The organism is Halorubrum tibetense (assembly GCF_042661865.1).
In the GTDB taxonomy this organism is placed as follows: domain Archaea; phylum Halobacteriota; class Halobacteria; order Halobacteriales; family Haloferacaceae; genus Halorubrum; species Halorubrum tibetense.
In genome coordinates this window covers 1-16,214 of the sequence record NZ_JBHSWW010000037.1, presented here as the reverse complement: position 1 = coordinate 16,214, position 16,214 = coordinate 1, and the positions used below count along the sequence as shown (strand labels likewise).

Annotated in this window: 14 protein-coding genes and 1 pseudogene; 10 read left to right on the top strand and 5 right to left on the bottom strand. The window is 67.2% G+C overall.

The genetic code is table 11. The annotated features are described in order from the left end of the window. Nucleotides 1-478: pseudogene (locus ACFQEU_RS04540) on the top strand (transcriptional regulator TbsP domain-containing protein); the annotation flags it as partial. Nucleotides 479-510: 32 nt separating this feature from the next. Here ACFQEU_RS04540 and ACFQEU_RS04535 read toward each other — a convergent pair. Continuing rightward, on the bottom strand, nucleotides 511-2,031 hold the full coding sequence (locus tag ACFQEU_RS04535) for an aldehyde dehydrogenase family protein (protein WP_379779702.1): 1,521 nt from the start codon (nucleotides 2,029-2,031) through the stop codon (nucleotides 511-513). 88 nt (nucleotides 2,032-2,119) lie between these two features. Between ACFQEU_RS04535 and ACFQEU_RS04530 the strand changes: the two genes are divergently transcribed. Beyond that, nucleotides 2,120-2,857: a helix-turn-helix domain-containing protein gene (locus tag ACFQEU_RS04530; RefSeq protein WP_379779700.1), complete on the top strand. Its 738-nt coding sequence runs from the start codon at nucleotides 2,120-2,122 to the stop codon at nucleotides 2,855-2,857. Between the two features lie 42 nt (nucleotides 2,858-2,899). Here the strand turns inward: ACFQEU_RS04530 and ACFQEU_RS04525 are convergent, their stop codons facing one another. After that, nucleotides 2,900-3,853, bottom strand: coding sequence for a proline dehydrogenase family protein (locus tag ACFQEU_RS04525; protein WP_379779698.1), 954 nt, complete (start codon nucleotides 3,851-3,853; stop codon nucleotides 2,900-2,902). Nucleotides 3,854-4,034: 181 nt separating this feature from the next. On the opposite strand from ACFQEU_RS04525, the gene ACFQEU_RS04520 reads away from it, so the two are divergent. The 6 genes from ACFQEU_RS04520 to ACFQEU_RS04495 are packed head-to-tail and all read left to right on the top strand — an operon-like array spanning nucleotide 4,035 to nucleotide 10,328. Continuing rightward, entirely contained in the window at nucleotides 4,035-5,351 is a 1,317-nt protein-coding gene (locus ACFQEU_RS04520; protein ID WP_379779696.1) for an ABC transporter substrate-binding protein, read from the top strand. Between the two features lie 30 nt (nucleotides 5,352-5,381). Further along, entirely contained in the window at nucleotides 5,382-6,308 is a 927-nt protein-coding gene (locus tag ACFQEU_RS04515) for a branched-chain amino acid ABC transporter permease (RefSeq protein ID WP_379779694.1), read from the top strand. Between the two features lie 37 nt (nucleotides 6,309-6,345). Continuing rightward, nucleotides 6,346-7,635 (top strand): branched-chain amino acid ABC transporter permease, encoded by a 1,290-nt coding sequence (locus ACFQEU_RS04510; RefSeq protein WP_379779706.1) that lies wholly within the window; start codon nucleotides 6,346-6,348, stop codon nucleotides 7,633-7,635. Further along, nucleotides 7,628-8,566 (top strand): ABC transporter ATP-binding protein, encoded by a 939-nt coding sequence (locus tag ACFQEU_RS04505; RefSeq protein ID WP_379779692.1) that lies wholly within the window; start codon nucleotides 7,628-7,630, stop codon nucleotides 8,564-8,566. Before ACFQEU_RS04510 ends, ACFQEU_RS04505 begins: the two co-directional genes overlap by 8 nt. Continuing rightward, the gene (locus ACFQEU_RS04500; protein ID WP_379779690.1) at nucleotides 8,563-9,396 is read left to right on the top strand and encodes an ABC transporter ATP-binding protein; all 834 of its coding nucleotides are present in this window, start codon (nucleotides 8,563-8,565) and stop codon (nucleotides 9,394-9,396) included. The genes ACFQEU_RS04505 and ACFQEU_RS04500 overlap by 4 nt, the downstream gene beginning before the upstream one ends. Beyond that, entirely contained in the window at nucleotides 9,393-10,328 is a 936-nt protein-coding gene (locus ACFQEU_RS04495; protein WP_379779688.1) for a DMT family transporter, read from the top strand. Before ACFQEU_RS04500 ends, ACFQEU_RS04495 begins: the two co-directional genes overlap by 4 nt. Nucleotides 10,329-10,404: 76 nt before the next feature. On the opposite strand, the gene ACFQEU_RS04490 is transcribed toward ACFQEU_RS04495, so the two are convergent. Beyond that, nucleotides 10,405-11,202 carry an RIO1 family regulatory kinase/ATPase domain-containing protein gene (locus ACFQEU_RS04490; protein ID WP_379779686.1) on the bottom strand — a complete coding sequence of 266 codons (798 nt, stop codon included), beginning with the start codon at nucleotides 11,200-11,202 and terminating at the stop codon, nucleotides 10,405-10,407. Nucleotides 11,203-11,361: 159 nt separating this feature from the next. Here ACFQEU_RS04490 and ACFQEU_RS04485 point away from each other — a divergent pair, with 159 nt between their 5' ends. Next, nucleotides 11,362-12,510, top strand: a complete 1,149-nt coding sequence (locus tag ACFQEU_RS04485) for an acyl-CoA dehydrogenase family protein (RefSeq protein WP_379779684.1) — start codon at nucleotides 11,362-11,364, stop codon at nucleotides 12,508-12,510. A gap of 69 nt (nucleotides 12,511-12,579) precedes the next feature. Here the strand turns inward: ACFQEU_RS04485 and ACFQEU_RS04480 are convergent, their stop codons facing one another. Further along, nucleotides 12,580-12,816 (bottom strand): hypothetical protein, encoded by a 237-nt coding sequence (locus tag ACFQEU_RS04480; RefSeq protein ID WP_379779682.1) that lies wholly within the window; start codon nucleotides 12,814-12,816, stop codon nucleotides 12,580-12,582. Nucleotides 12,817-13,062: 246 nt separating this feature from the next. On the opposite strand from ACFQEU_RS04480, the gene ACFQEU_RS04475 reads away from it, so the two are divergent. Next, the gene (locus ACFQEU_RS04475) at nucleotides 13,063-15,414 is read left to right on the top strand and encodes a 5'-nucleotidase C-terminal domain-containing protein (protein ID WP_379779680.1); all 2,352 of its coding nucleotides are present in this window, start codon (nucleotides 13,063-13,065) and stop codon (nucleotides 15,412-15,414) included. A 45-nt stretch (nucleotides 15,415-15,459) separates the two neighbouring features. Here the strand turns inward: ACFQEU_RS04475 and ACFQEU_RS04470 are convergent, their stop codons facing one another. Then, nucleotides 15,460-16,053 (bottom strand): hypothetical protein, encoded by a 594-nt coding sequence (locus ACFQEU_RS04470; protein ID WP_379779678.1) that lies wholly within the window; start codon nucleotides 16,051-16,053, stop codon nucleotides 15,460-15,462. Nucleotides 16,054-16,214 lie beyond the last annotated feature (161 nt).

Here is a 16,214-nt window from a genome sequence, read left to right as displayed (position 1 = left end):
GTTCCGGCACCGCGTCGGCGACGACCCGACGCTACGCGAACTGTACGCCGAACCGATCGCGACCGCCTCGACCCGTCGCCTCCGGACGCCGAGCCGCCACCGGGTGTACCGCGCGTTCGACGACCGGTGTGGCGGGGGGTTCGCCGACGACGTGGTCCGGGTCTTAGACGTCGACCCGTCGCTTTCGAGCGAGGACCTCGTCGACGCCCGGATCCGCGTGTACGCGGTAGGGGCGCGCCACGAACTCCTCGATCACGACCTCCGTCGGGCGTGTGAGGACGCCGGGATCGGCAGCTCATCGACGTTCACACGGGTGAAACGTCGGCTGATAGACGCGGGACTCGTCGGGACGGAACGGGTCCCCCAGCCCGTCGGGCGGCCGCGGGAGCGGGTCGTGGCCGAGCCCGACCTGGCGGACCCGCCGCTCTCTGCAGTCGGCGAGACGATCCGTGTCGCGCTCGAAAACGGGACCCAGTAGGTCGGGGCGCACGAGGGCCGGAAGCCGGTGTCTCAGTCTTCGCGCGTCTTGATGTCCGCGGAGAGTCCCTGTGCCATCTCGATATCCTTCGAGTTGTTCAGGGTCCACGCGGTCCGGTCGGTGACGGCTTCGATCGCTTCCCGGGCGGAGGGGTAGCCGTTCCCCGACTTCTTCACGCCGCCGAAGGGCAGCTGGACCTCCGCGCCGATACACGGCAGGTTCCCGTACGCCAAGCCGAGCTCGGCGCGGTCGCGGTAGTAGTTGATCTGCCGGTAGTCCTCGGAGATGACCGCACCCGCCAACCCGTAGTCGGTGTCGTTCTGGATCTCGACGGCGCGTTCGATGTCGCCGTCGTATTCGAGGAGCGCGACGTGCGGACCGAACACCTCTTCGTGGGTACACCGGAGGTCGGCGTCGGGGTCGGCCTCGTAGACGAACGGGCCGATCCAGTGGCCGTCCTCGTGGCCGTCCGGGATCTCGTCGTCATCGAGCTCCGTCCGGTCGACGAGCACGTTCACGTCCTCCTCGCGTGCCAGCTCGTTGTACTTCGCGACCTTCTCGTAGTGGTCGGCCTCGATGAGCGGTCCCATGAACGTGTCCTCCTGTAGTGGGTCGCCGACTGCGACGTCCTCGGCGACCTCGACGAACCGCGACTTGAACTCGTCGTACACGTCGGTGTGGACGATCAGGCGCTCGGAGGAGACACAGCGTTGGCCGGTGGTCTTGAACGAGGACATCACCGCGGAGTGGACGGCGACGTCCAAGTCCGCGTTCTCGGTCACGACGATCGCGTTTTTGCCGCCCATCTCGCAGGCGACCCGTTTGCCGGGGACGCCGCCGAGCTTGTCCTGGATGTGATGGCCGACCTCCGCGGAGCCGGTGAAGACGACCGTCTCGACGTCGTCGTTCTCGACGATCGCGTTGCCGGCGTCGCCGAACCCCTGAACCATGTTGAACACGCCGTCCGGGATCCCCGCATCGTCGAACATCTCGGCGACGATCTGGGCACACCACGGCGTCTGCTCGGCCGGCTTGAACACGACGGTGTTCCCCTCGACCAGCGCGATAGCCATGTGCCAGTACGGGATCGCGACCGGGAAGTTCCACGGCGTGATACAGCCGGTGACACCGCGGGGTTTCCGGCGCATGTAGGCGTCCTTCGACGGGATCTCGGAAGGGACGATATCGCCTTTCGGATGGCGGGCGTCGCCGGCGGCCCACTCGACCATGTGGGCGGCCTCGACCACGTCGGCTTTCCCCTCGCTTATCTCCTTGCCGCACTCTTTCGTTACCACGCGCCCGAGTTCGTCGGTTCGCTCGCGCAGCTCGTGATACACGTCCCAGAGGTACTCCGCGCGCTGGATACGGGAGAGCTCGCGCCATTCCTCGAACGCCTCGTCGGCGGCCGCGACCGCGCGGTCGACGTCGTTCGGGGTGCCGCGGTGGAACTCGCCGAGCGTCTCCCCGGTCGCGGGGTTCTCGCTTTCGAAGGTGTCGGTACCCTCTCCGGATACCCACTCGCCGTCGATGTAGTGGTCGTAGGCGTCTGCCATACGTTCCCGTTTTCGGCCCGTTGCCAAATAACCCACCCGACCATGGTCGGCAGAGTCTTTGTCACCGGGTACCAGAGAAAGAGCTGTAATGGCAACGTCCGACGCGAGAGGGGGCAGCGACTGGTCCGGCACTCGACTGACACTGGATCTCTGGCATCCGAACTGTTGGGCGATCGAAGCGACGAGAGAGACTGGCGGTGGCGTGCTCGCACACGCGATATACAACTCGCCGAAGACGGGTGGCGACGCCCCGAACTCGGTGAACGGCCTCTTTACCGCCTTCGCCGACACGAACGAGGAGGTCGAGGCGCTGCTGGACGCGATCCGGTCGTCCGACCGGGCGGGTGACCTGCTTGAGCTCCAAGAGCGGTTCGGCCGCGCCCGCGACGCACCCGGTAACGTCGTCCGCGAGTTCTTCTTGGAGTACGACCCCGCGGACATGATGTGTCCGACGCTGTTGGAACACGGGTTCGTCCACAGTGCTCCGGTCCGGATCGAGAACGGTCGCGAGGAGTGGCAGGTGTGTTTCGCCGGGGAGCGAACGGAGATCCGCGAGGCGCTGGACGCGGTCCAGGCCGACGCCGACGCTGATGTGAGCGTCGAATCGATGTCGTCGACGGGGTACGCCGGTCAGAGCGCCCGCGACCAACGTCTCGACACCCTCACGTCCACCCAGCGGAACGTGTACGAGCACGCCCGGCAGGTGGGGTACTACGAGTGGCCGCGAGGGGTGTCAACTCGAGAGCTCGCGGACGACCTCGAGGTCTCGAAGACGACCCTGCTCGAACACCTCCGGAAGGCGGAGTCGAAGCTGCTCGACCCGTAGCGGATCGAGTGGCGGGGTCCGATCTCCGCTCTCGTCACCGACTCACCGTCCGACGATCGCCCGCAGCGCGAACAGCGCGTTCGATTTCCGCTCGCGGATCCGTCGGTAGAAGTAGGAGAACCACTTCGAGCCGTACGGGATGTACTGGTACACAGCGGCGTCGACGTCCGGGTCGCCGGCGAGCGCGTACTGCTCGGACTCCCGAACGCCCATCAGCATCTGGACCTCGTACGGCGTTCCATGGTCGGCGTACAGCTCGGCCGCGTACTCGATCATCGCCGGGTCGTGGCTTCCGACGGCGATCCCGTCGTCGAACGCCTCGAACATGAACGCGAGGTCGTCGCGGTACGCTTCGTCGACGCGCGCCTTCTCCGTGTACGCGACCGCCGCCGGCTCGTCGTAGGCCCCCTTGACGAGGCGGACCTTCCCCGGAAGCGCGGCGAGCCGCTCCAAGTCGTCACGCGTGCGCCGGAGGTTCGCTTGGACGCAGACGCCAACGTTCCCGTCGGTCGCGACGGCGTGGCGCTCGAACGCGTCAAGGGTGACGTCCGTCGTCTCGTGGTCCTCCATGTCGATCCAAACGAAGGTCCCACCGCCCGTCGACGCCGCGAGTGCAGCATCGACCCCGGAGGACCCGGTATCGCTCCCGGGCGATGTGCCGTCGCTTCCGGGCGATGTGGCGTCGCTCCCGACCGCTTCCCCGTTCGCCGCTTCGACGATCCGCGCGAGGTTCGCCGCGAAGACGTCCTCGCCGACGTCGAGCCCGATCTGGCTCGGTTTTACGGAGACACACGCGTCCAGCCCCCGGTCGGCGATCGCCGCAACGAGGTCCACGTAGGCGTCCGCGTCCGCATCGGCGGGTGCGCGTTCCGTGTAATGTTCGCCGAGAAGGTTCAGTATCCCCGCCACGCCGCGCTCGTTGAGCCCGGCGACGTGCTCGAGTGCGGCCTCCGGGGTCTCCCCGGCGACGAAGTCCCTCGCGATGGGCGGTATCATGTACGGCAGTGGGGGCCTCGCCCGTATATACACTCACCCGACCAATTATTCCGTGATATAGTATTGATGGATAATCTGTATTGGCAATTATTGCGCGAAATACCCCGATAGAAGCCCTAAACCGACCATGGACGGGGTGGGTTTCAGATACACGTATACCCACGGGCGTTACAGGTAACGCATGCCACGAGATACCATGGACACGACGGATCAGGAACGCATCGGATCGCTGACCGACCGCCGGACGCTGTTGAAAACGGCGGGCGGCGTCGGGATCGTCGGCCTCGCGGGCTGCGTGAGCACGACGGACGACGATGACGACGACGGATCGGGCGCGGACGACGGGAGCGACGACGGAGGGTCGGGCGGCGACGACGACCAGGACGTCTACGAGATCGGGATGGTCGACTCGCTTACCGGATCGCTCGCCGACTTCGGCGAGCGGAACCAGCGCGCGTTAGAGCTGGCGCTCGCCGACATCAACGAAGTGGGTGTCAGGGGTGGCGAGCTCGACGTGATAGTCGAGGACTCCGAAAGCGAGAGTCAGGGCGGCGTCGCGGCGGCACAGAAGCTCGTCAACCAGGACAACGTCCCCTTCCTCATCGGCGCGGTCGGCTCCGGCGTCTCGCTGTCGATCTACGAGAGCGTGATCCAGGGGACCGATGTCGTCCAGCTGAGCCAGAACTCGACGGGCCTCGGGCTGACGGAGTTCCCCGGCCTGTTGCGGATGTCGCCGAGCGGGCGCACCCAGTCGGTCGCGCTGGCGGACATCATCGCGGAAGACGGGTACGACGAGGTCGCGGTCACCTACATCAACGACGAGTTCGGTGAAAGCCTCTTCGACGCCTTCGCCGAGGCGTACGACGGCGAGATCGTCTACGAGAGCTCGCACGACGGCGAACAGGCCTCCTACGGGAGCCTCGTCTCGGAGATGAACGGCTCCGGCACGGACGCGTGGCTCTGTATCACCTACCAGCAGGAGTTCGCGACGATGGTGACGAACATGTTCGAGAGCGGCTACGAGCCGCAGCTGTACGGCGCGGACTCGAACCGCGGCGACACCGTGCTCGCGAACACCCCACAGGGGAGCATGGATGGTATGAAGCTCGTGGAGCCAGCCGCGCCGGAGGGCCAGGAGAACTACCAGGCGTTCGCGGCCGACTTCGAGGCGGAGTTCGGCGAATCGCCGACCGCGTGGTCCGCGTTCTCGTACGACTGTGCCGTGACCGCCGCGCTGTCGATCCAGGCGGCCGACGAGTTCACTGGCCGCGCCCTCGGGGAGGTCGTCCGTGACGTCACGCGCCCCGAAGGCGAGGAGGTGTTCACCTACGAGGAGGCGCACGCGATCCTCGACGATGGCGGGACCGCCGACGACATCGATTACCAGGGGGTCAGCGGCCCGATCGACTTCGACGAAAACGGAGACCCACGCGGGAGCCTCGTGGTCTTCGAGGTCAGGGATCACGACTACGAAGCGATCGAGTTCCGGGAGTCGTAACCACCCGACCATGTCGGTTATCGCCTGACCATGTCGGTACTCGAGTTCGCCGCCAACGGCGTCGTATACAGCAGCATCATCGTCCTCGCGAGCATCGGTCTCTCGCTGATCTACAGCATCGCGGGGTTCGCGAACTTCGCGCACGGCGACACGATGACCGTCGGCGCGTACGCGACCCTCGTCGCGTTCGGCCTCATCGGCGGCGTCGGGTTCACGGTGCTCGGGCTTCCCCTGGGCTTTTTCGCCGCGGTCGGGGTCGGGATCGTCGCGGCCGCGGCCGTCGCCGTCGTGACACAGCGGCTCGTGTACGACCCGCTCGACGTGGGATCGATCGGGCTGTTGATCACGTCGATCGGCGTCGCGTTCGTCTACCGAGCGCTGATCCAGATGGGGTTCGGCGCGGACGCGATCCGGTACGATATCGCGTCGTTGCGGCCGATCGAGGGGCTGCTCCCGTACGGGATCCGGATCACGTACCACGACCTGGCGACGGTCGTCTCGGCGGCCGTGCTCGTCGTCGGCTTACACGTCCTCCTCCAGCACACTGACCTCGGCCGGAAGATGCGAGCGATGGCCGATAACCCGGATCTGGCGCGTGTGAGCGGGATCCGGACGTACCGCGTGAAGCTGTGGTCGTGGATCATCGGTGCCGGGCTGGCCGGTGCGGGTGGCGCGTTCCTCGGGCTGTTCAACCAGCTGCTCCCGCGGATGGGGTTCAACCTCCTGTTGGTGGTGTTCGCCGCGGTGATCCTCGGCGGCATCGGCTCCGTCTACGGCGCGGTGCTCGGCGGCTTCCTCATCGGCATGGTCGTCGAGATGACGCCGCTGCTCTCGCGGGCCGGGATCCCGATCGGTATCGAGTACGCCGAGGCCGTCGCGTTCCTGATCATGGTCGTTATCCTGCTCGTGCGGCCGAACGGGATCGCCGGAGACAACGCCGACGGAGGGGGTGTCTGACGTGTCCCGACTCGACTTCCGGGCGTACGCGGACGAGATGACGGTTACCGAGACCGTCGTGACGGCGGTCGTCGGTTTCGTGGTGCTGTTGCTGTTCCTCGCGCTCGTGACGGCCCGGCTCGGTCCGTCGTACTTCCTGTTCCTGTTCGGGCTCGCGGGGATGTACGCGCTGTTGTCGCTCGGGCTGAACGCACAGTGGGGGTTCGGCGGGCTGATCAACTTCAGCGTCGCCGCGTTCTTCGGGATCGGTGCGTACGGCGCGGCGCTGATGACGGCGAGTAACTCCCCGATCGCGGGCGGGTTCAATCCGATCTTCGGGCTCGTCGTCGGGCTCGTCGTCGCCGCGGTCGTCGCGGTCGCGATCGGGATCCCGACGCTCCGTCTTCGGGCGGACTACCTCGCGATCGCGACGCTCGGACTGGCCGAGGTGATCCGGCTGTTCCTCCGGAACGAGCGGCAGTGGACCAACGGGAGCGCCGGGATCCGGGGAATTCCGAGCTTCTTCGAGGGATGGCCCGTACTCGGGACGTTCCCCGAGACGATGCCGGGCCTCGAGATCGTGATCGTCCCCGGGTCGCCGATCACGCTCGGAACGGGGTTCTGGCGGCAGCTGCTGAACGTGTCGCTGCTGCTCGCGTTCCTCGCGGTCGCGTTCTTCGTGCTCCGGCGCGCACAGCGCTCGCCGTGGGGGCGGGTGTTGCGAACGATACGGTCCGACGAGGACCTCGCGAAGGCGCTCGGGAAGAACACCTTCTCGTACAAGATGCAGACGTTCGTCCTCGGCAGCGTCGTCATGGCGCTGGCGGGGGTGTTCTACGCGCATCTCAACCTGTTCGTCAACCCCGGCGACCTCGACCCGATCACGACGTTCTACGTGTGGGTCGCCGTGATCCTCGGCGGGAGCGGGTCGAACCGCGGCGCGCTGCTCGGCGGGTTCGTCGTCGTCACCATCCGAGAGGGGTCCCGGTTCATCAACGACGTGGCCTGGGTACCGATCGACGGGGCACCCCTGCGGCTGCTGTTGATCGGCCTACTGATCGTTCTCGTGATGCGCTTCCGGCCACAGGGCGTCCTGCCGCCACAGCGCGAGCTGATCTGGCCCAGCGCGGTCGACGGGGCGGGCACGCCGAACCGACCGACGAGCGGCGTCCGCGAACGGAAGACCGACGCCGACCTCGGCGATGTCGACGATCTCGACGAGAACGGAACGGCCGAGGACGGAACAGTTGGCGATGGACCTGGCAACGACGGAACAACCGACGACATGGACGGAGCAGCCGACGACACCGATGGGGTCGGATCGAACGGAGGCGATAGGAATGAGTGACTCATCGAACGAACCGACGACGGAGCACGCGAGGGACGGACCGGACGCGACGAACACGGCGGGAGCGCGAGGCGCGGGCTCGTTGACGACGAGCGCTGCGGCCGGGTCGACAACACGGGAACCGGTCCCGGACGGCGGCCCGCAAGTCGGGGCCGTCGAGGGGAAACCCGACACGGTGCTCCGCGTCGACGACCTTCAGAAGTCGTTCGGGGGACTCACCGCGACGGACCACGCGACGTTCGAGGTCAAGCGCGGCACGATCACCGGGCTGATCGGGCCGAACGGCGCGGGGAAGTCGACGCTGTTCAACCTGATCTCCGGGTTCTACGAGCCCGACGGGGGAAGCGTCACCGTCAACGGGACCGACGTGACCGGGTTGGAGCCGTATCAGGTCGCCGACCACGGGCTGATCCGGACGTTCCAGACCCCGCGCAAGCTCGAGGGAATGACGGTCCGGGAGGCGATGCTGGTCGGCCCCCGGAACCAGCCGGGCGAGTCGTTCATCACGCTGTTCACGTCGCCGTCGACGGTCGCGGAGAGCGAGGCGGCGAACCTCGCCGAGGCCGAACGCATCCTCGAGGAGTTCGAGATCGACCATCTCGCGACCCAGCCCGCGACCGACATCTCCGGCGGACAGATGAAGCTCGTCGAGCTGGCCCGCGCGATGCTGGCCGACCCGGAGGTGCTGCTCTTGGACGAGCCGGTGGCGGGCGTGAACCCGACGCTCGCGAAGAAGCTGAAGACGCAGATCAGGCGGCTCCATCGGGAGGGGACGACGTTCGTGCTGATCGAACACGACATGGAGTTCGTGATGGACCTCGCCGACCCGATCATCGTGCTGGATCAGGGGAGCGTCCTGACGGAGGGGACCCCTGAAGGGGTTCGGAACGACGAGCGCGTCATCTCCGCGTATCTCGGAGGTGGGGTATGAGCGCGACGGACCCGTCTGCGTCCGACGAGGGCTCGACCACAGCGGACGATGCTCCGACCGCATCCGGCGGCGAGCCGGCCGTCGCGCGCGACGACACCACTCCCACGGACGCGAGCGACGCCGCGGACGCCGTGCTCGCCTTGTCCGGCGTCGACAGCGGCTACGGCGAGGTACAGGTGCTCGACGACCTCACGCTTCACCTCGACCCCGGCGAGATCGTCTGTCTCGTCGGGCCGAACGGCGCGGGGAAGTCGACGGTCCTCAAGACGGCGTTCGGGATGTTGACGCCGTGGGAGGGGACGGTCGAGTACCACGGCCGCGAGATCGGCGGAATGGCTCCCGAAGACATCGTCCGCGAGGGGATCGGCTACGTCCCGCAGACCGAGAACGTGTTCGGGTCGCTGACGATAGAGGAGAACCTCCGGATGGGCGGTGTCGCCCGTACCGGCGGGCTCGACGACGTGATCGACCGGCTGTACGACCGGTTCCCGATCATCGACGAGAAGCGCGACGCGAAGGCGCGGACCCTCTCGGGCGGGCAGCGTCAGGTGTTGGCGTTCGCCAGAGCGCTGGTGATGGAGCCGGACGTGCTCCTCATCGACGAGCCGTCCGCGGGGCTCGCACCCAACACCGCCGACGACGTGTTCGCAGATGTCCAAGCAGTCAACGAGATGGACACGGCGATCCTGATGGTCGAACAAAACGTCACGAAGGGACTGGGTATCTCGGACCGCGGCTACGTGCTCGACCAGGGAACCGTCCGGTTCGAGGGCACGCCGGAGGCGCTGTTGGACGACGACGAGGTCTCACAGCTATACCTCGGGGGATGACCGGCGGCCTCGGCCGATACGCGTTCGCGCTCGCCCCCCTCGTCGCTGCCGGGCTGTGGGGCGGGATGTACGTCGTCAGCAAGTGGGGGTTCACGCTGATCCCGCCGGTGACGCTGGGGTTCCTCCGTGTCGCGCTCGGCGCTACCGTCCTCTGGGCGGTCGTCGCCGGTCGCGGCGGGCAGCTCCCTCCTCGCGCGGACTGGCCCGGGTTCGTCGTTCTCGGCGGCTGGGTAACCCTGACGATCGTCACGCAGTTCGTCGGCACCGAGCTGACGAACGCGAGCCAGGGGTCGCTGTTGACCGTGTTGACTCCCGTCTTCACCGTCCTGTTGGGTGCCGCGGTGCTCGGCGAACGTGTCACCGCGACGAAAGCGGGCGGGATGGCCCTCGCGGCGGTCGGAACCGTCGTCGTCCTCGCCGGGCAGTACGACCCGAGCGGACTCGCCGCCGGCAACCTCGCCGGGGTAGCGTTGCTGCTCGTCGCCAGCGTCGCGTGGGCGGGATACACCGTCTGGGGAGTACCCGTCGTGGGACGCTACGGCGCGCTCGACGCGGCGACGTACTCCTCGCTGGCGAGCGTGCCGATGCTCGGCGTTCTCGCGGTCGCGGAGCTGTGGATACTCGACGTTTCGCCGACCGAGATCCCGATAACCGTCGGATCCGTCGGGACGGTCCTGTATCTGGGGGTGGCGGCGACGGCCGCCGCCTGGTATCTCTGGTACAAGGGGTTGGAGTACGTTCCGGCCGGAACCGTCGCCGTCTTCTTCTTCGCCCAGCCGGCGATCGGAGCGGCGCTCGGCGCGGCGCTGCTCGGCGAGCGGCTCGGGGCGGGGTTCCTGCTCGGCGGGACGCTCATGGCCGTCGGCATCTGGGCGGTGAGTCGAGAACGGGCGTCCTCCTCGGGCAGTTCCGTCGAGGCGAGCCCTGAGTGAGGGGCAACCGGCCCGGCCGACCGTGACCCGGCCGACCGATCAAACCCGGAGTGACGCGGGCGGTCGTCACGCTCCGTCACGCCACCCGCTTCTCGAGTTCCCCTTTCAGCCCGGCGGCGTCGAACTCGTGGTCGGGTCGGATCGCGACGAAATCGAGGAACCGGCGGGCTGCAAGCAACTCATCGGGCGAGTAGCTCGTCAACGCGGCGTCGACGACGGCGCTCGCGCCGATGAGCGGCTCCAGCGACGCTAAGGCGCTCGCGAGGTCGTACGACCGGGCGTCGGCTCGACCCGCCTCGCTCACGTTGGTCGCGTCGATCACGTACAGCTCGTCGTCGAGGACCAACACGTTCTCGGCGCGGAGGTCGCCGTGTGCGAGGCCGGCGTCGTGGATCCGGCGGAGGGTGGAGAACAGCTCGGGGGCGAGCTCGTGCTCCCGTTCGTGGTCGATCTCGTCGAGCGTCCGGAACTCCGGGAGGTACTCCAGCACGACGACGCCCAGGTCGCCGATCTCCAGCGCCTCGATCGGCTCCGGCGCGTTGACGCCGATCTCCCGGACCCGCTCGGTCGCCTCGAGCTCGTGGCGCGCCATCTCGTACGGGGTTCGGTAGCGCTCGAAGAACCCCTCCGTCCCGGCCGAGAACGCGCCGAGGTTCCGACCGGTCGTGAACAACGCGTGGACGAGCGTGTTCTGTCGCGTGATCACCTTCACGAACAGGTCGTCGTCGATCACCATCGGCGTCGACAGCCAGTTGTCGGCGTCGAGGAACTCGACGCGCACCGTCTCACGATCGTATCGCTCCGCCAGCTCCTGGACGACCCGTTCCAGCTCGGGCCACTCGACAGTGCCACGGACGAGTCGGCGGAGCTCCATACGACGGATCGACGCGGCGACGGCTGATAAAGGATCGCGACGCTCCCGCATTGCGGGACGGTAGACCGCTTGGCATTCTCGGCGGCCCGCCGTCCTCTGTGGCCCCGGTCCCTCACGGTCGTTCGCATCGTTTATACTCGGCCGCCGCAAGTCTTGCCTATGGACTTCGAGCTGCCCGCGGAACACCGCATGATCCGGGACACCGTCCGGGAGTTCTGCGAGGAGGAGATACGGCCGATCGCCCAGGAGATCGAGGACGAACACCGCTTCCCCGCGGAGGTGTTCGAGGCGCTCGCCGAGCTCGACATGATGGGGATCCCGGTGAGCGAGGCGTACGGCGGGCTCGGCGGCGACCAGCTCATGTACGCGCTGGTCACCGAGGAGATAGGGCGCGTCTCCGGCGGGATCGGGCTGTCGTACGCCGCCCACACCTCCCTCGGCGCGAAGCCGATCGAGGCGTTCGGCACGGACGCCCAGAAGGAGGAGTGGCTCCGCCCGCTCGCGACGGGCGAAGGGATCGGCGCGTGGGCGCTCACGGAGCCCGGCAGCGGTTCCGACGCCTCCGATATGGACACGATCGCCGAGTACGACGCCGACGCCGACGAGTACGTGTTGAACGGCACCAAGCAGTTCATCACCAACGCGAACGTGGCGAACTCGGTGCTGGTGAAGGCGGTCACCGACCCCGACGCAGGGTACGACGGGATCTCGACGTTCATCGTCGACCCGGAGCACGACGACGGGTTCGAGGTGACGACCGTCTGGGACAAGATGGGGCTCAACTGCTCGCCGACCTGTGAGATCGCCCTCGACGACGTGCGCCTCCCGGCCGACCGCCTGCTCGGAGAGGAGGGCGAAGGGTGGACACAGACGATGAAGACGCTCGACGGCGGCCGGATCTCCATCGCCGCACTGTCGACGGGGCTCGCACAGGGGGCGTACGAGGCCGCCAAGGAGTACGCCGGCGAGCGCGAGCAGTTCGGCAAGCCGATCGCGAAGTTCGACGCGATCCGCGACAAGGTCGTCCACATGCACCGGCAGACGGAGCGCGCCCGACTACTCACGCACAAGGCGGCGACGAAATACGACGCCGGCGAGGACGTCACTCGCGCGTCGTCGCTCGCGAAGCTCGACGCCAGCGAGGCCGCCCGCGAAGTGGCTGAGGAAGCCGTCCAGACGCTCGGCGGCTACGGCTACACTACCGACTTCGCGCCACAGCGCTTCTACCGGGACGCGAAGCTGATGGAGATCGGTGAAGGGACGAGCGAGATCCAACACGTCGTGCTCGGCCGCGAGCTCGGTTTATAAGGGTCCGCGTCGTCGGCCCGCATCGCCGCCGCGTGTGGTCGACCCGTGGCGGCTGAACCTCTCCGGTCGTCAGGCGTCCTCCTCGCCCAGTCCGGCCATCGGGGAGGCTCCGGCGACGATCACGCCGGCAGCGAGTATCGCCGCCGCGAGCGCGACGAAATCCGCGCTGGGCGAGTGTCCGGCGAGCCCGGCACCCACGTCGACGATGAACACGGTGATGAAGAAGCTGAGTATCCCGAACACCAGCATGAGAACGCTGGCGATGATACTACTGACGAGTCCGCCGAAGGAGTTGAGTACGCTCATTCAGTGATCGCTCCACCGACGTGTTCCCTCGGGGTCGTACTTATACCCCCGTCACGTCTTTCAGGTCGCCCCGAACGCGACGCTGACGGCCGAGAACGCGTGGGTGCCTCCGTACGGCATCCGATCTTGACATCCTCCCCGCGCTGAAGCGCGAGACTTTCTCCTCGATTCTCGCTAAATACCACCGTATACCCCACTATCCCGCCCGTACACCAGTATTTATATTAGATCGCTCTCGGTGAATACATGTCGTACATGTCCAACGAGCGACGGGACCGACAGTACTTGACTGGCGACGACAGACGACCAGCCAGATTCGACCGAACTGAATCGACGACGGACGGCGACTCAACGGACGACGACCCGACGAGCGGCCGGGCGTCCGGAACGGAGCGTTCCTCGACGAGGGTCGATACTCCCGAGACGACGGGAGTGACGCCGGCCTGTGGCTGCGGCCGCGATCACCGCACCGTAACGCGACGGACGGTGCTCGGCACCGCGGCGGCGGCCGTCACTGCGAGCGCGTTCAGCCTCCCGGCAGCGGCCGAGGAGGAGGACACGGTCACTATCGTTCACGATCTCCACTCGCACAGCGACATCGGCGAACCCGGCGAGCCGAACATCGCCCGTTACCAGACGGTGCTCCAAGAACAGCTCGGCGACCGTGACGACGTGCTGTTCATGGGGAGTGGCGACGAGCTCGGCTCCTCGCTCGTCTCGTTTTTCACCGAGGGCGAGCACAAAGTCGAGTTCATGAACGACATGAACATCGCCGTCGCCGGCGTCGGCAACCACGACTTCGACTACGGGATCGAGAGCGCACTCGACAAGTTCGAACAGAGCGAGTTCCCGTGGGTCACGTCGAACTTGAAGACGCCCGACGGCGAGCAGCTCCCGAACACCGAGGAGTACGTCGTCCGCGACATCGACGGGCTCCGGCTCGGCGTGTTCAACGTCGTCTTGGACGGGTTCCACAGCATCACGGACTATCCGGACGACTACATCCAGGAGGACCCCGTCGAGAAGGCCGAGGAGATGACGGCCCTGCTCCGCGAGGAGGAGGGATGTGATGTCGTCGTGCTCGCTTCCCACGTCCCACACGAGCGTCACTTCGAGATCGCCGAGACGGTCGACGGGCTCGACGCCATCTTCGGCTCGCACTCGCACGTCACGTTCGACGACGCGGAGATCCACGAGGACACGGTCATCAGCGAAATCGGGTACGCCTACTTCCACGTTGGGGTCATGACGCTCGACGCCTCGGGAGAGCTCGTCGACTGGCAGCGGATCGACCTCGTCGACGACGAGGGGGAACCGATGGATATCGACCCCGATCCGGAGTTCCTCGACCGGTTGGAAGCCCAGCTGGCGGAGATCGACGAGGAGGTTTCAGAGACCATCGGCGAGACGACGCTCGAGCTGAACGCTTCCGGTGCGGTCAACTACGGCCGCGAGAGCACGATGGGGAACCTCATCACGAACGCGATGCTCGACTTCTACGGCGACGCCGACGCCTCGTTCCAGAACTCCGGTGGGATCCGTACCAACGACACCTACGGGCCCGGCGAGCTCACGCTACAGGACATCCTGGAGATCAACCCGTTCGACAACGAGGTGATCCTCGCTGAAGTCTCAGGTGCACAGATCCGTCAGGTCCTCGAAGACCGGATCGACTACCTCGCTGGGGATGCCCCGTTCGGCGCACAGCAGGCGCAGCAGGTGGCGGGGATCCAGTACGAGTGGCGCGGCCACGAGGACGCCGAGGTGCTCAGCGTGTTCGTCGGCGGCGAGCCGCTTGATCCGGACGAGACGTACAGGATATCGACGACCGACTACTACGCTGGCGCGTTCGACCTCGAACGGGACGACTTCATCGCCGAGTCCGGGACACAGTACGGACCGGCGGTCGCCGAGTACATCAGTGCTCACGGGGAGGTGACGCCCGCGGTGGAGAACCGCATCCTCCGCGTCGACGAGCCGGTCGGTGAAGCCCACGAGGTCGACATCGACGGCGACACCGCCACGGTGCGGATCCCCCATCCGGGCGACGCGGCGGAGGCGATCACGGACGAGGAGCCGTACCGGGCCGTCACCCGGACCGGTGCGGAGGCGACCGCGACGGCCGTCGAGGCGACTGGCGACGCGATAGAAGTCCGGTTCGAGGCCAACGACCTCCGCGAGCTCGCCGCGATCGACGACCCGCACCTCCGGGTGTTCGGTGGGTTCGTCCCCGACGAAGACTACTACGGCTACGAGGGCGAAGACGGCGAGCAGCGGGCGCTTCCCGCCGCGGCGGCATACGACGCGTTCAAACTCCGGTCGGCGGTTCCGGCCGGGGCCCTCGACGCCCTCGACGTGGACGACGAGGACGAAACGAGTGACGACGAAGACGAAACGGCCGACGACGAGGACGAAACGACCGACGACGAGGACGAAACGACCGACGACGAGGACGAAACGGATCCGGATGATGAAGACGACCCGGACGTCGGGGACGACATCCCTGGATTCGGCCCGCTCGCAGCGCTGAGCGGTGTCGGCGGCGCAGCGTACATGTTGTCGAAGCGTGCCGGCGACGACGCGGACGACGAGGAGTAGCTGCCCGCGTCACCCCCGGGCGACCCGCTTTTCGCGGCGAACGATCTACGACGGCGGATCGATCACGTCGTCGTCGACCCGACGGAGGCTCTCGGCGAGCCGTGACCCTTCAGGGACCGCGTCGTGGAAGGCCGCGGAACCGAACGGAGCGTCGCCGTTGACGGAGAGGTACCCGAGCGTTTCTGGGTCGCCATCGAGGCCGGTGAGGAACGCGACGGTACGCTCGGTCGGCACCTCGCCCGCGGCCCCGGCGACGTCGACCGATCCGTAGAGGGTCCGGTTGGTCGCGACGTGGTACACGCAGGTCGGCGTCGGCGCGAACAACAGGAGGTACCGCGCGCCCGGTCCCGAACGACCCAGCTTCGGCTCAAGTCGGTGTGTCGAATCGGCGTGAAAGTACCGTTCCATCCGGCGGAACTGGCGGAGTACCTCGTTCGCGCCGGTCGCGCGCCGCACCGCGGAATCCGATTTGAGCTCGACGACGTGGTCGACGGGTTGGGGGGTCCGAAGCCGCACGTACACGTCGACGACTCCCTGCCGTCCCTCGGCGTCGTACGGCTCTTCCAGCCGAACGTCCGAGCGCTCGTGGGCGGTCTCGTAGTGGGCGAAGACCCGCGTCGCCAGCTCGTCCTCCCGCATGCCTCGGTGGAAGCGGCCGGCCCGGTTAAGTCCCGCCCACACAGACGGGTGCCGGCGTCACCGGGACGAGCCCCGACCCCACGGGACCGCGCGACCGGTTACTCCTCTTCCGTCCCGTTCGTGCGCTCGGCGAGCCGTTTCGCGGCGAGTGCGGCCCCCCC

Coding starts and splice junctions, on each gene's coding strand:
- ACFQEU_RS04535 (WP_379779702.1), bottom strand. CDS start 2,031: ATGGCAGACGCCTACGACCACTACATCGACGGCGAGTGGGTATCCGGA.
- ACFQEU_RS04530 (WP_379779700.1), top strand. CDS start 2,120: ATGGCAACGTCCGACGCGAGAGGGGGCAGCGACTGGTCCGGCACTCGA.
- ACFQEU_RS04525 (WP_379779698.1), bottom strand. CDS start 3,853: ATGATACCGCCCATCGCGAGGGACTTCGTCGCCGGGGAGACCCCGGAG.
- ACFQEU_RS04520 (WP_379779696.1), top strand. CDS start 4,035: ATGCCACGAGATACCATGGACACGACGGATCAGGAACGCATCGGATCG.
- ACFQEU_RS04515 (WP_379779694.1), top strand. CDS start 5,382: ATGTCGGTACTCGAGTTCGCCGCCAACGGCGTCGTATACAGCAGCATC.
- ACFQEU_RS04510 (WP_379779706.1), top strand. CDS start 6,346: ATGACGGTTACCGAGACCGTCGTGACGGCGGTCGTCGGTTTCGTGGTG.
- ACFQEU_RS04505 (WP_379779692.1), top strand. CDS start 7,628: ATGAGTGACTCATCGAACGAACCGACGACGGAGCACGCGAGGGACGGA.
- ACFQEU_RS04500 (WP_379779690.1), top strand. CDS start 8,563: ATGAGCGCGACGGACCCGTCTGCGTCCGACGAGGGCTCGACCACAGCG.
- ACFQEU_RS04495 (WP_379779688.1), top strand. CDS start 9,393: ATGACCGGCGGCCTCGGCCGATACGCGTTCGCGCTCGCCCCCCTCGTC.
- ACFQEU_RS04490 (WP_379779686.1), bottom strand. CDS start 11,202: ATGGAGCTCCGCCGACTCGTCCGTGGCACTGTCGAGTGGCCCGAGCTG.
- ACFQEU_RS04485 (WP_379779684.1), top strand. CDS start 11,362: ATGGACTTCGAGCTGCCCGCGGAACACCGCATGATCCGGGACACCGTC.
- ACFQEU_RS04480 (WP_379779682.1), bottom strand. CDS start 12,816: ATGAGCGTACTCAACTCCTTCGGCGGACTCGTCAGTAGTATCATCGCC.
- ACFQEU_RS04475 (WP_379779680.1), top strand. CDS start 13,063: ATGTCGTACATGTCCAACGAGCGACGGGACCGACAGTACTTGACTGGC.
- ACFQEU_RS04470 (WP_379779678.1), bottom strand. CDS start 16,053: ATGCGGGAGGACGAGCTGGCGACGCGGGTCTTCGCCCACTACGAGACC.